The sequence below is a fragment of the Granulicella sp. L46 genome, assembly GCF_009765785.1.
GTDB lineage: Bacteria > Acidobacteriota > Terriglobia > Terriglobales > Acidobacteriaceae > Granulicella.
Genome location: NZ_LMUT01000012.1, coordinates 454,265 through 474,669 on the forward strand (window position 1 = coordinate 454,265; position 20,405 = coordinate 474,669).

General features: G+C 61.3%; 19 protein-coding genes. 15 read left to right on the top strand and 4 right to left on the bottom strand.

The window, feature by feature from the left end:
* Positions 1 to 103 precede the first annotated feature (103 nt).
* The 5 genes from GSQ80_RS11255 to mpl all read left to right on the top strand — a co-directional run bounded on the left by GSQ80_RS11255 (position 104) and on the right by mpl (position 4,699).
* Complete coding sequence (locus tag GSQ80_RS11255; protein ID WP_158787730.1) at positions 104 to 880, top strand: MgtC/SapB family protein; 777 nt, start codon at positions 104 to 106, stop codon at positions 878 to 880.
* The gene (gene dapF / locus GSQ80_RS11260) at positions 877 to 1,689 is read left to right on the top strand and encodes a diaminopimelate epimerase (protein ID WP_158787731.1); all 813 of its coding nucleotides are present in this window, start codon (positions 877 to 879) and stop codon (positions 1,687 to 1,689) included. The genes GSQ80_RS11255 and dapF overlap by 4 nt, the downstream gene beginning before the upstream one ends.
* Before the next feature lie 161 nt (positions 1,690 to 1,850).
* Positions 1,851 to 2,759 (top strand): LD-carboxypeptidase, encoded by a 909-nt coding sequence (locus GSQ80_RS23745; protein WP_158787732.1) that lies wholly within the window; start codon positions 1,851 to 1,853, stop codon positions 2,757 to 2,759.
* A 78-nt stretch (positions 2,760 to 2,837) separates the two neighbouring features.
* Positions 2,838 to 3,191 carry a hypothetical protein gene (locus GSQ80_RS11270; protein ID WP_158787733.1) on the top strand — a complete coding sequence of 118 codons (354 nt, stop codon included), beginning with the start codon at positions 2,838 to 2,840 and terminating at the stop codon, positions 3,189 to 3,191.
* Positions 3,192 to 3,277: 86 nt separating this feature from the next.
* Positions 3,278 to 4,699, top strand: coding sequence for a UDP-N-acetylmuramate:L-alanyl-gamma-D-glutamyl-meso-diaminopimelate ligase (mpl, locus tag GSQ80_RS11275; RefSeq protein WP_158787734.1), 1,422 nt, complete (start codon positions 3,278 to 3,280; stop codon positions 4,697 to 4,699).
* A gap of 148 nt (positions 4,700 to 4,847) precedes the next feature.
* Here the strand turns inward: mpl and GSQ80_RS11280 are convergent, their stop codons facing one another.
* On the bottom strand, positions 4,848 to 5,234 hold the full coding sequence (locus GSQ80_RS11280) for a DUF3592 domain-containing protein (RefSeq protein ID WP_158787735.1): 387 nt from the start codon (positions 5,232 to 5,234) through the stop codon (positions 4,848 to 4,850).
* 249 nt (positions 5,235 to 5,483) lie between these two features.
* Between GSQ80_RS11280 and GSQ80_RS11285 the strand changes: the two genes are divergently transcribed.
* On the top strand, positions 5,484 to 6,527 hold the full coding sequence (locus tag GSQ80_RS11285) for a hypothetical protein (RefSeq protein WP_158787736.1): 1,044 nt from the start codon (positions 5,484 to 5,486) through the stop codon (positions 6,525 to 6,527).
* A gap of 16 nt (positions 6,528 to 6,543) precedes the next feature.
* On the opposite strand, the gene GSQ80_RS11290 is transcribed toward GSQ80_RS11285, so the two are convergent.
* Positions 6,544 to 7,023, bottom strand: a complete 480-nt coding sequence (locus tag GSQ80_RS11290) for a DinB family protein (protein WP_158787737.1) — start codon at positions 7,021 to 7,023, stop codon at positions 6,544 to 6,546.
* A 120-nt stretch (positions 7,024 to 7,143) separates the two neighbouring features.
* Here GSQ80_RS11290 and dnaE point away from each other — a divergent pair, with 120 nt between their 5' ends.
* The 4 genes from dnaE (at position 7,144) to GSQ80_RS11310 (ending at position 13,581) form a co-directional block, all read left to right on the top strand.
* Positions 7,144 to 10,674 (top strand): DNA polymerase III subunit alpha, encoded by a 3,531-nt coding sequence (gene dnaE, locus GSQ80_RS11295; RefSeq protein ID WP_158787738.1) that lies wholly within the window; start codon positions 7,144 to 7,146, stop codon positions 10,672 to 10,674.
* Between the two features lie 2 nt (positions 10,675 to 10,676).
* A complete protein-coding gene (locus GSQ80_RS11300) occupies positions 10,677 to 11,345 on the top strand; it encodes a cupin domain-containing protein (protein WP_158787739.1) in 669 nt (222 codons plus the stop codon).
* Between the two features lie 137 nt (positions 11,346 to 11,482).
* Complete coding sequence (locus GSQ80_RS11305; protein WP_158787740.1) at positions 11,483 to 12,334, top strand: acetyl-CoA carboxylase carboxyltransferase subunit alpha; 852 nt, start codon at positions 11,483 to 11,485, stop codon at positions 12,332 to 12,334.
* A gap of 167 nt (positions 12,335 to 12,501) precedes the next feature.
* Positions 12,502 to 13,581 (top strand): CPBP family intramembrane glutamic endopeptidase, encoded by a 1,080-nt coding sequence (locus GSQ80_RS11310; RefSeq protein WP_158787741.1) that lies wholly within the window; start codon positions 12,502 to 12,504, stop codon positions 13,579 to 13,581.
* 26 nt (positions 13,582 to 13,607) lie between these two features.
* Here the strand turns inward: GSQ80_RS11310 and GSQ80_RS11315 are convergent, their stop codons facing one another.
* Positions 13,608 to 13,922 (bottom strand): hypothetical protein, encoded by a 315-nt coding sequence (locus GSQ80_RS11315; protein WP_158787742.1) that lies wholly within the window; start codon positions 13,920 to 13,922, stop codon positions 13,608 to 13,610.
* Between the two features lie 8 nt (positions 13,923 to 13,930).
* Positions 13,931 to 14,782 (bottom strand): MIP/aquaporin family protein, encoded by an 852-nt coding sequence (locus GSQ80_RS11320; protein ID WP_158787743.1) that lies wholly within the window; start codon positions 14,780 to 14,782, stop codon positions 13,931 to 13,933.
* A gap of 287 nt (positions 14,783 to 15,069) precedes the next feature.
* Here GSQ80_RS11320 and GSQ80_RS11325 point away from each other — a divergent pair, with 287 nt between their 5' ends.
* The 5 genes from GSQ80_RS11325 (at position 15,070) to GSQ80_RS11345 (ending at position 20,366) form a co-directional block, all read left to right on the top strand.
* Positions 15,070 to 15,249 (top strand): hypothetical protein, encoded by a 180-nt coding sequence (locus GSQ80_RS11325; protein WP_158787744.1) that lies wholly within the window; start codon positions 15,070 to 15,072, stop codon positions 15,247 to 15,249.
* 238 nt (positions 15,250 to 15,487) lie between these two features.
* The gene (locus GSQ80_RS11330) at positions 15,488 to 16,420 is read left to right on the top strand and encodes a dimethylarginine dimethylaminohydrolase family protein (protein WP_158787745.1); all 933 of its coding nucleotides are present in this window, start codon (positions 15,488 to 15,490) and stop codon (positions 16,418 to 16,420) included.
* Positions 16,421 to 16,597: 177 nt separating this feature from the next.
* Positions 16,598 to 17,383, top strand: coding sequence for a carbon-nitrogen hydrolase family protein (locus tag GSQ80_RS11335; RefSeq protein WP_158787746.1), 786 nt, complete (start codon positions 16,598 to 16,600; stop codon positions 17,381 to 17,383).
* A 109-nt stretch (positions 17,384 to 17,492) separates the two neighbouring features.
* Positions 17,493 to 18,728 carry a hypothetical protein gene (locus GSQ80_RS11340; RefSeq protein WP_158787747.1) on the top strand — a complete coding sequence of 412 codons (1,236 nt, stop codon included), beginning with the start codon at positions 17,493 to 17,495 and terminating at the stop codon, positions 18,726 to 18,728.
* A gap of 990 nt (positions 18,729 to 19,718) precedes the next feature.
* Complete coding sequence (locus GSQ80_RS11345) at positions 19,719 to 20,366, top strand: hypothetical protein (RefSeq protein WP_158787748.1); 648 nt, start codon at positions 19,719 to 19,721, stop codon at positions 20,364 to 20,366.
* The last annotated feature ends 39 nt before the right edge of the window (positions 20,367 to 20,405 follow it).

Consider the following 20,405-nt stretch of genomic DNA (forward strand, 5'->3'; position numbering starts at 1 on the left):
GCCGAACGCGGGCGGTTTTCTTTTTGCAACGCCTCGGTATCCACTCCGATTCCGGACGCTTCACAATCCACACCTCCGCGACCGCGAGTAGTATTCTGGCTCGATGGTGGAACCCGGCCACATACATTTCTCCACGCTCGAGCAGCTCGTCCTCACCGGACCCTCCGTCAAGCGTCTGTTGATGGCCGCCCTCCTGGGTGGTGTCGTAGGCCTCGAGCGCGAGTGGCGCCACAAGGATTCCGGTCTTCGCACCAACATCCTCATCTGCGTTGGCTCGGCGCTCTTCACAATCATGAGCGTCGTCATCGCTGGCGATAGTCCGAACAACCGCGGCCAGATCGCCGCAAACATTGTGCAAGGCATCGGCTTCCTCGGCGCCGGCCTTATCCTCCACACCAAGAATCGCGTCCTTGGCCTTACTAGCGCGGCCACGGTTTGGGTAGTCGCGGCCATCGGCATGACCTGCGGCGCGGGACTCTACATTGTGGCCGGGCTCTCCACCATCCTCGTCCTCATCTCTCTTCAGATCATCGGCCTTCTAGAAGGCCGCCTCGGCTGGAAGCGCTATCCCAAGGTCTACGAAGTCCGTGCCGACATCGGCTCTATGCTGCCCGAGAGTGTCGTCGGACCAGCCCGCGCCGAAGCTCTCGCCGAGCAAGTCTCTGCCGCCAATCACCGCATGCAGATCGCTATCCTCAAAGTCCTCGACTCCGTCGGCCAGCGCCTCGCCGTACTCGATCGCGACAACATCGCCGGCATCGAACGCGTCTCCTTCATCGTTACCGCCACCCACAAGATTCATCACCACATCCACCACGAGCTACAGGCTAGCGACGCCACCGATAAGGTCGTAGTCTTCAACGACACGGAGGAAGAGTGAGCCGTATCCCCTTCGTCAAAGCCCACGCCTTCGGCAACGACTTCCTGATCATCGAAGAATCCCTCGCACTCAATCGCCACGCCGCGCTGGCGCGCAAACTTTGCAGCCGCAACACCGGCATCGGCGCCGACGGCATCGAGTTCCTGCAACGCAAATCCAACAACGAGTTCTTCCTCCGCCTCTTCAACTCCGACGGCTCCGAGGCCGAGCTCAGCGGCAACGGCACCCGTTGCGTAGCCGCGTGGCTCGCCGCAAGTGAAGGCCTCGAGCAAGTCGCGCTCGGAACTCACGGCGGCATCCGCACCTGCCGCCTCATTCGCCGCGACGGCCCGGACTATTGGATCGAAATCGACATGGGCGTCCCCCGCGTCATGCCCCGCACCATCGAAATCCCCGGAGTCGACACCCCCATCGACGGCGTCTTGGTCAACGTGGGCAACCCGCACTTCATCCTCTTTCCAGACAACGAAGACTTCAGCAGCCACAACCTCACCTGGCAACAACTAGGCGCAAAAATCGCAGTCGACCCACTCTTTCCCCACGGCACAAACGTCGAGTTCGTCCGCATCCTCTCGCCCTCAGAAATCGCCTTCCGCATCTACGAGCGCGGCTGCGGCCCCACCACCTCGAGCGGCACCGGAACCTGCGCAGCGTCAACCGCCGCCATCTTCCGACACAATGCCGCGCGCGAGCTCACGGCCATCGCCGAAGGCGGTGCTCAACAAGTCGTCTGGCCGACCAACTCCAGCGAGATGCTCCTCACCGGCCCTGCCGAAATCATCTGCACCGGAGAAGTAGACTTTGCCTGACCTCTCGACATCGCTTCGTTTTCATCTTCTGGCTGAAAGAAAATCCGTCATCCTGAGCGAAGCAACTCGCGCACTTGCGAGTTGCGCAGCCGAAGGACCCGCCAGGCCGCTCGCAGCAGCGACACTCCTCATGGTTTCCAACCAAAGGTCTCAAGTCTGACATGTCAACGCCGCGCCCCAAACTCAAGCAGGAAAGTCGCATCGCCCTCGTCTCCCCAGCCTCCGCTGCTAAATCCGATTTAGTAGCCCAGGGCAGCGCCGCGCTCCGTGCCTACGGCTACGACCCCATCATCATGCCCCACGCCCTCGACCGCGGTCCGCTCTACTACGCCGGCACCGCCGCCAACCGCGTAGCCGACCTCCACGCCGCCTTCGCCGACCCCACCATCGACGCCATCCTCTGCACCCGCGGCGGCTGGGGCTCCGCCGAGCTCCTCCCTCTCCTCGACGCCTCGCTCATCCGCGCCAACCCAAAAGTCTTCGCCGGCTACAGCGACCACACGTCGCTCCACCTCTACCTCTGGAACCTCTGCAAACTCCCCACCTTCTACGCCCCCATGGCCGCCGCCGACTGGTCCAACCCTGACGGCGTCGACCACCGCACCTGGCGCGCCGCACTCCACGCAGACACCCCCTGGTCCGTCAATGCAGCCGATGGCATCCGCACCCTCAAGCCCGGCCGCGCCGAAGGCCGCCTCCTCGGCGGCTGCCTCTCCATCCTCACCGAATCCCTCGGCACCCCCTACGCCCTCAACCTCACCGAGCCCACCATCCTCTTCCTCGAGGACATCAACACCAAGCCCTACCAATGGGACCGCATGCTCAATCACCTCCGCCTCGCCGGCCAACTCGACCAGGTTCGAGGCATCGTCTTCGGCGACCCCTCCGCCAACATCGATCCCAACGGGCCATTCGAAATCGCACTCCTCGAAGCCGCCTGCCTCCACGCCCTCCAAACTTTCCCCGGCCCCATCACCATCGGCCTCCAATCGGGCCACATGAACCAGCACAACCGCTCCATCCCCCTAGGCACCTGGGTCACAATGGAAGACGACAAGCTCTCCGAATAGCCCACATCTCGCATCTCAACCTCGCACCTCTGAATCTCACATCTCGCATCTGTTAAACTTCCGTTTTTGAGAAAGCCTATGAAGCGCTATTTCTTCTCGTTCCTATTCCTGTTCCTGTTTAGTGCTGCTAGCGCTTTCGGGAGCAACCATGACCGCGCTTACGTTTCCGGAAAGCTTCTTTCTAGCGGAACCACTGAGCGGCTTATCGAAGGAACCTCGTTCGCTAATGCGCTAATCACTGTACAAGTCGGGGATGTCGTGTACACGGCGAGGGGTGGCCGCGTAAGCCGACACTCCGGCGAAATTGTGCCAGGCGTGATCATCGGCGATCCTGTACCGGTATCGATCGATGGGCAAGACCTGCGATTGAAACTGCCTAGCGGAAAAGAATTCAAAGCAACCATCGTGAAACGCGAACGTGTAACACCGTAGCCTTATTTTCCTTGACACCTCAGCAACTGTCTTGGCATGGCTGCGCCGACTGAACCTAGACGCTGTTTCTCCTCAATCCGAATCTTATGACTCAACCGAAGCACATCCACCTCATCGGCATCTGCGGCACCGCGATGGCCTCACTCGCCGGCATGCTCCGCGCCCACGGCCACCGCGTGACGGGCTCCGACACGGCAGCCTACCCACCCATGTCAGACCAGCTCCGCGCCCAGGGTATCCCCATCCTCGAACCCTACAGCGCCGCCAATCTCCAGCCCGCACCCGACCTGGTCGTCGTAGGCAATGCCATCTCGCGCGGCAATCCCGAGCTCGAAGTAGTCCTCGACCAGCGCATCCCCATGACCTCCATGGCCGCACTCATCCACGACGAGTTCCTCGCCAACCGCGAGCGCCTCGTAGTCTGCGGCACTCACGGCAAGACCACCACCACCAGCATGCTCGCCTGGATCTACGAGGTCGCCGGCCGCAGTAACTCGGCGTTCACCCCGTCCTTCCTCATCGGTGGAGTAGCCGAAAACTTCGGCACCAGCTTCCACGTCCAGCCCTCGTCCCGCACCTTCATCCTCGAAGGCGACGAGTACGACACCGCCTTCTTCGACAAGGGTCCCAAGTTCCTCCACTACTTTCCCGACGTCGCCATCCTCACCCACGTCGAGTTCGACCACGCCGACATCTACTCTGACCTCGACGCCGTCAAGACCGCCTTCAAGCGCATGGTCAACCTCATTCCCAAACGCGGCCGCCTAATCGCTTACGATGGCAACTCCAACGTCACCGAGTGCTGCGCCAAAGCCTTCTGCAACGTAGAGCGCTACGGCCTTGCCCCCGACTCCTACTGGCAAGCCACCAACCTCAAGCAGCAGGGAAGCACCACCACCTGGACCCTCCTCCGCGGCGGTGAAACCTTCGCCCACCTCACTCTCCCCATGGCCGGCGAGCACAACGCCCTCAATGCCACCGCCGCCGCCGCACTAGCCGCAGGGCAGGGAATTCCCGCCGTCGCCATCACCGAAGCCCTCGCTACCTTCCAATCCGTAAAACGCCGCCTCGAAGTCCGCGCCGAAATCGCCGGCGTCACCATCATCGACGACTTTGCCCACCACCCCACAGCCATCCGCGAAACCCTCCGCGCCCTCCGCGCCGCCTACCCCGGCCGCCGCCTCTTCGCCGTCCTCGAGCCCCGCTCCAACACCCTCCGCCGCAACGTCTTCGAGCGCGAGTTAGTCGACTCGCTAGCCCTCGCGGACGAAGTCATCCTCGCCGCCGTCTTCAAGAGTGAAGCCATCCCCGTACTCGAGCGCCTCGACCCCGAGCACGTCATCGCCGCGCTGAACTCACGCAACGTCCCCGCCACCCTCTGCGCCGACGCCGACGCCATTGTCGCCAACATCGCCCCTCGTCTTGCCCCCAACGACGTAGTCGCCATCCTCTCCAACGGCGGCTTCGGCAACATCTACGAAAAACTCCCCGCCGCCCTCACGAAGTAAACGCAAGCCACCTCGCAGCCGCAAGCCATTCTCACCGCCTCGCCCTAAGCGCCAAAGGCGCGCCCCATACCAGCGTGGGGCGCAGCCCACGTACCCACGCATTGAACCCCAGAGGGCTGAAGGCCCGATCCATCCAGCCCCGCCACCCCTACATCTCCCAAACTCCAAACGGTAGCTTCCCCACATTATCCCCCGCCAGCGCATGCGTCTTGTCCGGATCCGCCGGGTCATACCGAGCCGTCACCAAGGTCCCCTCAGGCACCTCGCGCAACCACCGCCGCCCCTCCGATTCCGAGCAGGGAACACTCCGCAAATACCCGCCAAAGAAGTCATCTCCCAAAGCAAAGTAGTACTGAAACTCAATCTGAGTCGTCTGCGCCAGCGTTCCTTGGGCGAGCTCGTCACGCTGCACCACGTTGCCGGCCAGCAGCTTCGCAGTCACCGTCGGCCACGCCGCAGCCGCCTGCAGATCTCGTTCCCGGCCGCGCTTCCGAACCGCCCGAAAGATCCACCCAAAAAGAACCGAGTCCCGCATGCTCAAGGCTTCAACCCCTCTTCACCCGTCATCGCTCCAGACGCGCAATCCTCGTCCGAGGTTCACTCTTCATGACGACAGATTCTAGCGCAGGACACCCCGGGCCTGCATCCGCTCCGTCAACCCGGAAACCCACCCGCACAGCCCGCAGCGCCTCCCCACGCGACACCTCATCTACAAGTTTCCTTCAAAGCATCATGTATCTTTGAATAAATTCGCCCGCGCGGCCATCTCCCGGAGTTGATCCTGATGAGCAGCACCCGCACCCCAAGTCCGCCTCGCCGACGTTCCGTTAGAAGCGTCCTCTCCACCTGCCTCGCGATCGCGCTGTGCCCCCTCGCCAACGCCCGCCAGACGCAGCTACTCCCTCCGCCTCCACCACCACCCCCGGCGCCCCAGCAGCCCGCATCCCCCGAAGCCATCGCGCGCGTCACCGCCGCCAAAACCATCTTCCTCTCCAACGCCGGCGGCAACAACTACTTCAACGGCGAAATCCCCGGTGGCCCCAACGTCGCCTACAACCAGCTCTACGCCGCCCTTCAGCAGTGGGGCTACTTCCAACTCGTCGACTCGCCCGTCCACGCCGACCTCATCTTCCAGATCCACGGCGCCGAACTCGCTCCCAACCTCGTCCAGACGCCGGATGGCCAACACGTCATCGCCCAGCAACATCAGCCCAGACTAGTGCTCACCATCCTCGACCCCGCCACCCTCGCGCCCATCGACACCATCACCGCCCCCGCCGGCCGCGGCACCGACATCCCTAAAGGCGCCATCGCCTTCGCCCGCTCCATCGAGTGGCTTACCTACCAGATCGCCACCCGCGTCTCCACTCCCCGCTCCACCACCCCGGACCAGCTAGTCAACCGCGACACCCTCCGCCCCTCCTTCGAAGCCCTCATCAAGTTCACCGCCCCCGTCCCCCCGCAGGTCCTCAACGCCAAAAACATCTACGTCCAGAACGACTCCCTCACCCTCAAGTCCACTCCCCACCCCTACTTCGAAGGCTTCCTCACCGCCCTCACCACGTGGGGCTACTATCACCTCACCGACTCCGCCGAGACCGCCGACGTCCTAGTCCGCTTCCACAACGACGAAGCTAACGGCATCTACGTCACCCTCAACGACCCCACCACCAAAGCCATCCTCTGGACCATCACCGACCCCCACTGGGGCTTCTACCACCACTCCGGCGCCCACCGCATAACCGCCCTCAACCAAAACCTAATCAGCCTCCTCAAACAGCTAAATCACATCCCCCTATCCCCAGCCGAAACCGCCGCCCTCCACTAGCTCGGCGTGCATCCATTCACTTGGCCAGCAACGCCTGCCCGAGATGCATCGACACATGATTGGTGCGGCTCAGCATCATCGCCAACCGGTTACGCAAGGGCTCCTTCGCAAAGTCCTCCGCTGAAACCGCGGTATGCCGCTCCAGCCACTGCGCCGCCGTCATCTGCTCAAAGGCCGCGGTCAACTTCGAGTGAACATCGAACCAAGCCTTCTTCAACTCCTCAGTCGACACCGGATCCGGCAGCGTCCCATCCGGATTCGTCACGTACGCTGCATCCAGCTTCTCGTACAGGCGCTCACCAATGCCGAGGGACGGGAACAGCCGGTCGTCGATGGCCACCAGATGCCCGATCAGGTAGCGTACGCGATTCCGGCCCGGCGCGACGTGCCGATCCAACTGCTCGTCGGTGTACTTTGCGATCACGGAGTCGGCCCGGCCAATGATCTGCTTCCACGAGCCCACCGCTGTTGCGACCAATAATTCTTCGTTTGTCATGGAGCCTTTAGTGACACTTGAGATGAAACTGCAATCGTTAGATGGCCATCGAACGAGCACGATGCGAAACCTGACGGGAATTCCTCAGGCCCCAATTTTCCCAAGCCGTAAACTACCTGTATGGCCGCTGAGTTCACGCACATCCATCTCCACACCGACTACTCTCTCCTCGACGGTGCCTGCGACGTCGACAAGCTAGCCAAACACCTCACCAAAATCGGCCAGACCTCCGCCGCCATCACCGACCACGGCAACATCTACGGCGCCGTCCATTTCTTCGACGCCATGCACAAGAAGAACCTCAAGCCCATCCTCGGCTGCGAGCTCTACGTCTGCAAAGAAGAGTCCCATCTCCGCGAGCACGCCGACCCCGACTCCAAATACAACCACCTCCTCATCCTCGCCGAAAACGAAGCCGGCTACCGCAACCTCGTTCGTCTCACCTCCGAGGCCGCCCTGCACGGCTTCTACAAAAAGCCCCGCGTCAGCAAAGCCTTCCTCGCCAAGCACACCGAAGGCCTCATCGGCTTCTCCGGCTGCCTAGCGGGAGAAGTCTCGCAGCACATCATGCAAGGGAACTACGACCTCGCCAAAAAGTCCGCCGGCGACTTCGAAACCATGTTCGGTCGCGGCAACTTTTTCCTCGAAATTCAGGACCACCACCTCGCCCCCGACAAAGCAGTAACCGAGGCCATGTTCCGTCTCGAAAAAGATCTAGACATCCCGCTTATCGCCACCAACGACTCGCACTACATCGAAGACCAGGACTCCCGCGCCCACGAAGTCCTCCTCTGCGTCCAAACCGCCGGCAGCATGAACGACCCCAAGCGCTTCAAGTTCGACACGCAAGAGTTCTACATCAAGAGTGCGGACGAGATGCATAAGCTCTTCGCCCACGCCCCAGAAGTCTGCACCCGCACCATGCAGTTTCCCGAGCGCTGCAACCTCGAGCTCACGAAAGTAAAAAATCCCTTTCCCAAATTCGACTGCCCCGACGGTATGGACCTCGACACCTACTTCGAGCAGGTCTGCCGCGCCGGCTGGCGCAAGCGTCGCGAATCCGCCATCAAGCATCTAGAAGACACCCACAAGCTCCGCAAATCCATCACCGACTACGAAGCCCGCCTCAACCGCGAAATCGACTGCATCAAGCAGATGAAGTTTCCCGGCTATTTCATGATTGTGTGGGACTTCATCCGCTACGCCCGCGAGCAGGGAATTCCCGTAGGCCCCGGCCGCGGTTCCGCCGCCGGCTCGCTCGTCGCCTACGTCATGGAGATCACCGACATCGATCCGCTCCAGAACGATCTCCTCTTCGAGCGCTTCCTCAACCCCGAACGTATTTCCATGCCCGATATCGACATCGACTTCGACATGAATCGTCGCGGCGAAGTCATCGAGTATGTCCGCCGCAAGTACGGCAACGACCAGGTCGCGCAGATCATCACCTTCAACACCATGGCCGCCAAAGCCGCCATCAAGGACGTAGGCCGCGCCCTCGACATGCCCTACGGTGAAGTCGACCGCATCGCAAAATTAATCCCCCCCACCATCGGCATCACCATCGAGCAAGCTCTCAAGGACAACCCCCTCCTCGCGCAAGCCTACGCCGACCCAAAAATCAAAGAGCTCATCGACACAGCCCTCCGCCTCGAAGGCCTCGTCCGCGGCGCAGGAGTCCACGCAGCCGGCGTAGTAATCGCGCCCCAACCCCTTACCGAGCTAGTCCCCGTCACCCGCACCAAAGACGAAGCCATCGTCACCAGCTACGACATGAAGGCCGTAGAAAAAATGGGCCTGCTCAAGATGGACTTCCTCGGCCTAACCACCCTCACGGTCATCGACGACTGCCTCAAACTCATCAAGTCCAACCGCAACGAAATCGTCGACCTCTCCCTCATCGATCTCGAAGACACTGCCACCTTCGAAAAAGTCTTCCACCGCGCGCTCACCTCCGGCGTCTTCCAATTTGAATCCGGCGGCATGCGCGACGTCCTGCGCCGCTACAAGCCCAACACCATCGAGCACCTCACCGCGCTCAACGCTCTCTACCGCCCTGGCCCCATGTCCATGATCGACGACTTCATCGAGCGCAAGTGGGGTCGCAACCCAGTCGAATACACCCTCCCCGAACTCGAACCTCTCCTCAAAGAGACCCTCGGCGTCATGGTCTACCAGGAACAGGTCATGCAGATCTCGAACGTCATCGGCGGGTACTCGCTCGGTGGCGCCGACCTCCTCCGCCGCGCCATGGGTAAGAAGGACGCCGCCGAGATGGAGAAGCAGCGCGAGATCTTTCTCAAAGGCGCCGCCGAGCGCAAGTTCCCCAAGTCGCAGGCCGGAGAAATCTTCGACCAGATGGCCAAGTTCGCCGGCTACGGCTTCAACAAGTCACACTCCGCCGCGTACAGCCTCCTCGCCTACCACACCGCCTGGCTCAAGACGCACTACCCCGTAGAGTTCATGGCCGCGCTCCTAACCTCCGAAACCAGCAAGCCAGAAAACGTAGTCAAGTACATCGGCGAGTGTCGCGAGCTAGGCATCGCCGTCGTTCCACCCGACGTGCAAGTCTCCGCCGCAAACTTCACTCCCACCGGCGACTCCATCCTCTTCGGCCTCGCCGCAATTAAGAACGTAGGCCACAACGCAATTGACTCCATCATCACTGCGCGCGCTGAACTCCAGAAAGAAGGGAAGCAGGGCTTCTCCTCCCTGTATGAATTCTGCGACAAGATTGACCTCCGCCTCATGAACAAGCGAGTCCTTGAAAGCCTCTGCAAGGCCGGCGCGCTCGACTCCTTCGGCCCCCGCGCCCGCGTCTTCGCCGCCCTAGACAAAGCCATCGAGCGCGCCCAGAAATCCCAGCGCGACACCGCCTCCGGACAGCACGGCCTCTTCGGCATGTTCGACGATCCAGGCCCCGCCAACGCCGCGCACACCGAAGAAGCCCTACCCGCCGTACCCGACTGGGACGAACACCTCCGCCTCCAAAACGAAAAAGAAGTCCTCGGCTTCTTCGTCTCCGGCCACCCCCTCGACAAGTACCGCGAAAAACTCCGCAATCTCAAAGTCATCGACACAGTCACGGCCTGCGAGATGAAGCCAGAGCCCACCGTCTTCAACCGCGGCCGCCGCGAAGAATCCTCCTCCAATGAAATCCAGATCGCCGGCGTCATCACCGGCCTTAAGGTCGCCAAATCCAAACGCTCCGGTGAGATGTACGCGCAAGCCGCGCTCGAAGACACCGTAGGCAAGATCGAACTCATCGCCTTCTCCTCGGCCTACGAAAAGCTAGCCGAAAAACTAAAAATAGACGTCCCTGTACTAGTCCGCGGCGTCCTGCGCGGCGACGAAGACGCCGCCCCCAAGCTAGCCGTCTCCAACATCATCGCCCTCGAAGACGTAAAAATAAAACTCCCCGACGCCCTCCGTATCCGCGTCCCCCTGCACAACCCCGACACCGAACTCCTAGCCAAACTCGACAGCCTCTTCCGCTCCGCCCCCGGCGCCGGCAAACTAATGCTCCGCCTCGAAGAACCCGACCAGTTCGCCGTAGACCTCGAGCCCCACCTAACCGTAGCCGCCGACGTAGCCTTCATCGAACAAGTTGAATCCTTAGTGGGTCGCGGCGCCGTGCAAGTCATCCAATAACCATGCGTGCCCTTGCCCTTGTTCTCCTCACCACCGCCGCCCTCGCGCAGTCCCCGCTCCCCAAGAACTACAAAACCATCCTCAACAACCACGACCTCCTCGTCATGCGCGTCCACTACGGCCCGCACGAATTCGTCCCCATGCACGACCACTCCGCGTACCCCACCATCTACATCTATCTCAACGACTCCGGCGAAGTCCGAATCGACCACGAACCACCCAACGCGTTCTCCGTCACCCGTCCGCCCACCCACACTGGAGCGTTTCGCATCGCGCCCGGCATGACCGAGCGCCACAGCATCACCAACCTCAGCGAGCTCCCCTCCGACTTCCTCCGCGTCGAACTCAAAACCATCCCGCCCACCGACCTCAAGCAAGTCACCCGCGGCGAAGTCCCGTCTCCCCTCATGCCCGGCACCCACATCGAATTCCAGGACACAGCCCTCGAAATCGACCGCATCGTCTGCCCGCCCACAGTCGGCTGCGAGGCCGCCCCCCTCCAGGCACGCTCGCTCCTCGTGCCCACCACCGATCTCAAAGTGGAGGCAGGGGCAGGGAAGCAATCCCTCAAGCCGGGCGAGGTCGCGTGGTTTCCCGCGAACACCAAAAAGCCCTTACAGCTAAGCCCCGGCGCGCAAGCCCTCCGCATCTCTCTCCTGTACCCCAATTAACCCCCGCCGCGTCCAATCCTCGTGACCACCGTTAGCTAAAAGTCAGAAGCTAAAAGGTAAGAGCTGCTTTTTTGACTACCCACTACTCACTACCCACTACTCGCGCTTCTTCCCGTACAATCAACTTGGTCAACGAGATGGCAGAAAATACCTCCCAAAAGCAATCACACCAGCCCGCACCACCGGTCCCCGAAGCCTGGGTTAAAACCGAATTAGCCCGGCATCCCCAGCGTCCCTATCCCATGGACTACATCCAGGCTCTCTTCACCGACTTCAGCGAGATTCACGGTGATCGTCAGTTCGCCGACGACCCCGCGATGACTGCCGGCATGGCCCGCTTTCACGGCCAGCCCGTCATGGTCATCGCGAACCTCAAGGGCCGCTCCGTCAAAGAGCGCGTCGCCCGCAAGTTCGGCTCGCCCGACCCCGAAGGCTATCGCAAGGCCCTCCGCGCCATGAAGATTGCCGAGAAATTCAATCGCCCCATCTTCACCTTCATCGACTGCGCGGGCGCCAACCCCGGCCTCGGTGCCGAGGAGCGCGGCCAGGCCGAAGCCATCGCCCGCAACCTGCTCGAAATGTCTCGCCTCCGCGTCCCCACCATCGCGACCATCACCGGCGAAGGCGGCTCCGGCGGCGCGCTCGCGCTAGCAGTAGCCGACCGCGTCCTCATGCTCGAGAACGCTATCTACTCCGTCATCTCGCCCGAAGGCTGCGCCTCCATCATGTGGAAGGACTCCTCCCGCAAGCAGGACGCCGCGACCGCTCTTCGCTACACCGCCACCGACGTCAAAATGTTAGGCTGCGTCGACGAAGTCATTCGCGAGCCCGAAGGCGGAACCCACAACGACCCAGCCCTGGCGATGAGCATCGTCGACGAACGCCTCGCAAACCACCTCGACTACCTCCAGGGCCTCTCGCTAGACGACATGCTAGCCGCCCGCTACAACAAGTTCCGCAACATAGCGCAGTTCTACACCACCGCCTGAGCCGCAACAGCCCGGGTGCCCCATGTCTCGTCTTTGAGACATGGGTTAGCAAGATGGTCGAGTAGCGCGTGAAGCTCAGTTGGTCCCACCAGGGCAGGGAACGCGTCTAACCCTTGCAGGCCCCAGGATCACTCGTCCTGCAACCCGGCCAAAGGAGCATCCCGCCGTTGCCTCAACCACCGCGCACCTCCGCTCTTCCGCGACCCTTCCACTTCCTGCTCTTCCTTGGCGCGGGTCTCTGGATCGTCGCTGCCCAGGGTCTCGCCGAACGAGCCACCCAGGGCCTCACCGTCCGCTTCAACCTCTCCATCATCTCGAACCTTCTGCAGCAGCTCTTCTTCCTCTTCCTCCTGCTCATCGGCTTCGCCATCCTCCGCTGGATCGCAACCCGTAGTCCCACCTTCGACAACTTCACCCGCCTCAACACCATCCGCTCCACCAACGCTCTCCCCGCCCGCGCCACCACCCGCGAAGAGTTCCTCCGCGGCGCAGCGATGGGCTGGGCACTCATTCTCGCGGCCGTTCTTCCCATGATGTTGATCGGCGCATTACATCCCGAGTTCAACCTCAACTTTCCCAACCTCGGCTACGCACTCCTCTCGCTCCTCACCATCGCCGTCGCAACGCTCGCGCTCGAAGTCGCCTTCCGCGGCTTCCTCTTCATCCAGCTCATCGAAGCCACCGGCCCCGTCGTCGCGACCATCGTCCTGTCCTTCCTCTACGCCATCCTCGCCGCCCACCGTCCCGACGCCACCGCGCTCAGCATCCTCGACACCTTCCTCTTCGCCATCCTCTTCTGCGTCGCCTACCTCCGCACCCGCGCCCTCTGGATCGGCTGGGGAATTCACTTCGCCTGGAGCGCAGCAGCGGCGATCATCTTCGGCCTGCCCATCCCCGTGGACTTCGGCTTCAACAACCTCATCTTCACCTCGGTCACCGGCCCCGAGTGGCTAACCGGCGGCACGTACGGCCCCGAAGCCTCCTTCGTAACCGCAGCGTTTCTCATACCCGGAATCTTCATCCTCATACGACTCACCCGCCACTACGCATGGGAGTACACCTACACCCCCCCCATCGCCAGCGGCTATCCCATGGACATTGCGCCCCCCGCCGCCCACACCGCCATGGAAAACGAAGCCGCCGCCGCCACACCGCTAGTCCAGATCCTAGGCTCGACGCCCACCGCCGCCTCCACCAACCCAGTCATCGAACAGCACCTCAACCGCGAATCCAATCCCAACGACTAAACTGTTTTGACAGGGGCTTCGCTGAACTAGACCAGCTCTTTTGCCTGCGCTTCAGCATCCAGATCTTCGCCCTTAGCCGCCAACTCTTCAACGCTCAGCTTGGAAGAAACTAAATAGCTCCTGACGACTAAAAAGGGAGAGCCATTGGAAAGCTTCGCGATGGTTGACAGCCAGAGAGTCTCCGGTTGTCTTTCTGTTGGCTCATATGTGCCCTTGATTTCTCGACCACTGGCAGCCTCAAATGCAAATCGCCGATTCGGTAGGAGTCGTATCTGGTCTGCGGTGAGCATGAAAGCAATGGTACATCGGCGAAAAACGTAGTGAAGCACTGCCACGCCCATTAAGCGATCTAGCTAGCAGTATCCCTATCCGGCACATGCTCCGCGACCCCACACCGATACGGACAAAGCACACTAGGCGCAGCATGCAACTTCGCACAAAGCACGCCCTCAATCCCAAACCGCGACACGTATAGCGCCGCCGCCCCAAACATCCCCAGCAGCGGCGCGACAAAATAAACCCACTCCGCCGTCCACATCTGCGCAAACACCGCCGGCCCCACCGTTCGTGCCGGATTGATACTGAACCCCGACACCGGCGCAAAGAAAAACACATAGCCCGTAATCAACACCCCCACCGCATAGCTCGTATACGCCGCCAGCCGCCGCCGATTCGTCATCCACAAGACAATCCCCATAAGCAGCGCAGCCATAAACAACTCCGCCCCAAACGCCCCCGCCGTCCCACCAATGCCCGGCACTGTAACCGCATAGTTCACCGACGGCTGCGCCAGCAATCGCCCCATCATCAGCGCCGCAACCCCAACCCCCGCAACCCCTCCAGCAAACTGCCCGCACACATACCCCACGGCATCCCACACCCCAATCTTTCCCAGCCAAAGATAGGTCAGCGTAATCGCCGGATTAAAATGTGCCCCCGACCGTTTCCCCATCGGTGAATGAATAATCAGCACTGCAGTCCCACCCATCGCCGCGCCCATCACCAACCGCCGCAACGCCGCATTCGGCACCCAATGCAACACCGGCGACCCCGCCCCAAACAGCACGACGGTAGCCACGCAAGCCGCCACCATAAACCAAGCCAGCTCCGCCCCCTCGTACACATACAGAAACCAATGCCGCCGCAGCGCCTCCATCGGCCCCGCCGACACCCCCACCGCATCTGCTCCAGCGCTCTGCATCCGTACCAGCAGCCTAGCAGCACAACGGTTCTCAGTTCTCAGTGGTCAGTTCTCAGTGAAAACCGAACCTTCAACGGAGAACTGACAACTGAGAACTGACAACTCGACCCCCAAATCGTGTAAACTTAACCCAGAGCTTTACCCGGCCCAGCGCCCTCGCGACCCTCCTGTTCGGCCCAGCCCACCAGCCCAGCCCATCACGGATCAAGCCAGGTCGCCGCGCGCATTGCAGCCATCGCCGCATGCCAGAGTCAAGCCAAGACATTCGCACCGAGGAGATCATCACAATGGCAAAGATTGCCAAGACCGGCGACCGCAAAAAGGTCATGGATACACAGAAGAGCACAGACTGTCCCAAGTGCTCCAAGCCCACCCGCATCGTCAAGCGTGTCAAGGACCGCGAGCGCGGCGTCCCCGGCGGAGTCTACATCTCCTGCTCGGCCTGCGAGTTCTTCGAAAAACTCTAAGTGTCAGCTTCCCGACATTAGCGAAACGTTAGCAGCGGCAAGCATTTTCGCGGCCTGTAACAGTTCGTTAAACGATCCATTAAAGGTTCGCCAACCCGGCGGACCTTTTCTCATTTGAAGGCGTCTTATCCCTCAGTTCGATTACGGGGAGTATGTATCCCTCGGAGTAACCCTACCCACTTGACGACTGTCCCCTGGGGGGAGGACACTCCTTTTCGGTACTAGGAATTTCATCATCATGGCTACAAGTATTACCGCTTCATCCGCTGCTCCAAACGTCTTCGCCTCCACGCCTCAGTTCACCCGTCCCACTTTCCTGATGTGTCCCCCGGAGTGGTACAACGTCGACTACGTCCTGAATCCCTGGATGGCTGGAAACGTCCATCGTTCCTCCCGAGATCTCGCCTTCGCCCAGTGGAAGGGCATGCACAACGTCCTTCGCAGCGTCGCCGACGTTCGCCTCCTGCACCCCGAGCCCGGCTGCCCCGACATGGTCTTCGTCGCGCACAGCGCCCTCATCCACAACGGCGTCGCCGCCCTCTCCAGCTTCAACCCCCAGCAGCGCCGGGCCGAGACCGCCTACCTTCGCCGCTGGCTCATCTCCCAGGGCTTCATCCTTTGGGAAACTCCCCGCGAGACTCCCTTCGAAGGCGAAGGCGATGTAGCCTTCAACGACGACGGCACCTCTCTCTGGGCCGCCCACGGCGTTCGCACCTGCCGCGCCGCCCATCGCCACATAGCCGACGCCTGGCACGTCCCCGTCACCTCGCTCCACCTATCCGACCCCCGCTTCTATCACCTCGACACCTGCTTCACCCCGCTCGCCAGCCCCACCGGCGAAGCCACGGGCTACATCCTCTACTATCCCCAGGCCTTCGACGCCGCCTCCAACGCAGCCATCGAGCGCGCCTACCCCGCCAACCGCCGCATCGCCGTATCCGAGCTCGACGCAACCCACATGGCCTGCTGCGCCCTCAACCTCGGACGCACCGTCTTCACCGGAGAGATCACCCGCGAACTGGCCACCCGCCTCTTCGACGCCGGCTTCGACGTAGTCCAGCTCGAACTCTCTGAGTTCATCAAAGGCGGCGGCGGCGCAAAATCACTAGCCCTCCGCCTAAGCGACCTCCCCATCACCCACAGCCGCTTAGGCCTCCTCCCCATCTCCTAACCAACCGCGTCATACACCCAAAGGTCCCAGCCAACGCTCGGACCTTTCGCTTTTGCCTTTCTGTCTGTCATTCCGAGCGTAGCGAGGAACCTGCTTCTCGCGCGAAGCGCCCCCGTTCTTGCTATCCCTAGCTGCCGAAGCTGGAAGCTCCCAACCCACCGCGCTATCCTATCCACGATGCGCATCGCCCTGGCCAACCTCCGCTTCCCATCCTCCCCCGACGACTCCATCGCCCAAGCACTCTCCGCCATCGCGAGCGCAGCGAGCACCCACGCCGACATCCTCTGCTTTCCCGAGTGCTTCGTCCCCGGCTACCGCGCCCGCACCCAATCCGTCCCACCCCCCGACGCCGCTTTCCTCACGCACGCCCACGAGACCATCGCCGCCGCCGCCGCCCGCGCCAACATCGCCGTCATCCTCGGCACCGAACGTCTCATCAACAATCAACTCCTCGCCACCGCCTTAGTCATCGACCGCGACGGCACCATCCTCGGCTTCCAGGACAAAGTCCAGCTAGCCCCCCAGGAAGAGTCCACCTACACCCCCGGCACCACCCGCCAGATCTTCCGCTCCGACGATCTCACCTTCGGCATCTCCATCTGCCACGAAGGCTGGCGCTACCCCGAAACCGTACGCTGGGCCGTCCGCAACGGCGCGCAGGTCGTCTTCCACCCCCACTTCCACGGCGCAGAACCCAACGCCTACGTCCCCACTACCTTCGCCGACCCCGCCAACACCATCTTCGAAAAGACCATGCTCTGCCGCGCCGCCGAGAACACCTGTTACTTCGCCAGCGTCAACTTCGCCATCCCCGGCTCCGACACCACCTCCGCCATCATCAACCCCGACGGCACCGTCCTCACCTGGCAGCCCTACGGCGTCGAAGGACTCCTCCTCGCCGACCTCGACCTGACCATCGCCACCGGCCTCTACGCCCACCGCCTCAAGCCCGCAAGCCTCTAACTCCCAGCGTCCGGCTTAGTTTAGCTGATCCTACTAGCGTCTAGCTCGCCTCGCCCCCGCAGTTGCTTTACCTTAGGGTAGACACAAACCCAGGAGCAGGGAATCATCCATGTCCAGTACAACTCAGAGCAGAAAATCATGGAATGAGTATGTTTGCCTGGGCTCCCTGCTCGCCGTAAGCCTGCTGGTAGCCATCATTACCAGCATGATCCTGCCCTACTACCGCGGGGATGAGTACGCAGACCCGGCCATGGAGATGGTGCGCACCGGCCACATCTTCTACAACTTTCTGCCCGTTGGATATCCTGCTCTGCTGGCCCTCGGCTACAAGGCCTTCGGATCCGAGACCGGCTTCACCGCCGTCAACATCCTCCTCGCTCTCCTCATGCTGGCCAGTGCGTGGCTCTACCTGAGGTTGACCGGACTAAGCGTAAAGCTCACCCTCCTGGTCGTCTTCGCGCTATCCCTCTACCCAGACTTCAGCCTTAGCTACAACAAGACCCAGGACACCAACATCACGGCGGCAGCCATCTTCTTATTCATGTCGGCGATGGTCCTGATGAGCCGGCCGAAGGATCGCTTTGCCTATCCGGACGTGCTGCTGGGTGCCTCCCTTGGCTTCGCTGCCTTGATCCGTCCCAACCTGATGCTGCTGGCCATCGTGTCATGGGTCGTGCTCTACCGATCCGTGCTCCGCAGCTTGTTCCCGCGCATCCTCGCTCAGACTGCCACCGCGGCCCTCGTCTATTGCTCGATCACCATCCTCATTCACGGGTCAATGTTCTTCCCAAGGAATGGAGCGTACAACCTCTTCTCCGGCTACAACCCCTACACCTCTCAGCACCTGTGGAACGAGGAAGACTCCATCCCCTTCGAACTTGCAGCACAGCATGTCCAGTACACCGACAACCGGGACCCAAAGCTCGACCCGATCTATCGCAACTCCGCGATCGCTTTTATCCGCAGCCACCCCGGGCAGGCAGTGAAGCTCGATCTGCTCAAGTTCGCCAACTTGCTGCTTCCGGATCTCCACGCTCACCCCGCCCGCAGTCTGGCAGGGCTTGCCAAGATCCTGAGCTCTTTGGCCATTCCCCTATGGCTCGTCTTCAGCCTGGTGGGCGGCGCGCCCCGAGCCTATGACACGCGGTTTCTGGTAGCGGCAGTAATCCTGTCCGTCATCCTTCCGTTCTGCCTGATCATCAGCACCCAGCGGTTTCGCATTCCATTGGACTTCATCTGCTGGACCGATCTCGGAGCGATGATTCTTCTTCGCCGGACAAATCCCAATACCCTGAGCCCCAATGAGCCGTCGACCGCGGTCTACACCACCGCGGACTCCCGCTAAAAAAGCGCCAGCGCCACGCACGCTGATCAGAGATTGCAACGGCCGGCCGGTGCAATCTCTGATCGAGTGTTTCTACGGCCGATAGGCGGCAACGAACTCGTGACACGAGGGCATACCTCACCCATCGTGACGAAGCCGAACCGCATGCCTTGCCTGCGGATAGCCTTGCCCGATGCAGCCGCCCAACGAGGAGTCCCTGCTACTAACGACTTGAGGTCTTCAAACGCGTGCACACGAGGTGTCCATTGATCATGACGCAGCATCCCGGAGGGCCGGACGTTCCGTGATGGATGACCCCTCCCAGACTTCCAACGCTAACCAGCGCTTCCTCCACGCTCGCTTGACGCCGACGCGGGTATTTCTCGACAGCGGCCTCGATCTTCTTGCCCGCCTCTGCAGGTAGCAGCGGCGTTAGCAAGCGAATACCCGCAACAGCGAGCTCGGCAGTTTGTTCGGCATTGAGGTAAATCGGATCGCCAGGACCTTCGCCGTGGACCGGGAAGTTCCAGTTTGTCAGTCTTCCAATCAACAGCGTGAAAAGTCTGCTATTGCTCTCTCGACTACCATAAGATTCCTCCGATCGTACGTTCGATAGCGCCACGTATCCCGTGACGCGCCGCCATTCTACATGGCGGATACCTAATTAGTTAACCCCCATTCCTGACCGATTCCGCCAGAAGAATTCCGCCTCGCCCCAGCCTCCAGCCGCGCTTGGCACCCAACCAAAACGCCCAAAAAGCCCCGCAACTCCAAAAGCGAATGGCCGGGAATTAGCAGATGTTTCGCAGTGCCCAATTAGCCAATGCCCTGTGCTGACAACCAGCACCGAAAAGGCGTAAGCTTCCGCACCGAGGACAAGGTATGCGCAATCAATCATTACGTTTTACATCTCTTAGTATTTTCCTATCACTGGTTTCTCTGCCCGTTTTTGCTCAGACCCCGGCCTATCACCTGGAGTTCTCGAACGGCACTAGCGGCTGGGTCATTCTTGTGAATGATTCGCCAAAACCGATCGAAGCCTTCAGCGCCAAAGCAACGTGCGGAGCCACAACTACCACTCCCACCTACGACGCTCTCGAGTTCAGCGGAGGGGGCACATCTCACCCCGCCGTCAAGGGCTTGCAGCCTTCAGTCATTCAGCCTGGGCAACGATTCTTCGCCCTGGTGAACCTCGCTCCGCAGCCGTCAGGCTGTGCCTGGCAAGGAAAAGTTGCGGGTGTCATCTACGCCGACGGTACCTACGACGGGGAAGAGAGCGCCGTACGTGACCTGCAGGCAAGGAGAGCCGGCATCGCAGCGGCCCTCCAATACTGGAACAACGTCCAGCTCCTCGGCCATGAGCAAACGGTCTCGGCGAACGGTCCCAACCATGCAGAGACTCTGTCCCAGGACGACCTAGCGAAGACCTGGACCTATACCTGCCGCGATCAACCGTCGGTCTGCGCCTACTGGTCGGGCAGGCGCAAGGTGGACCAGGACGTCGCCCTGGGAATGAAGCATAACGCTCAATTAGGCCCCTATCTCGACCGATGGTCAGCGAAGTTCGAAGCCGATATTGCCTTCAAGACGCTAGAGCCGATCTTCCCGTCACCCATCACCGAAAGGGACGCAAACAGCACGTTTTCTACCGCCAGGTAGAAGGACCACAAAGCCGTTCCAGCATCGGATTTCATTTTT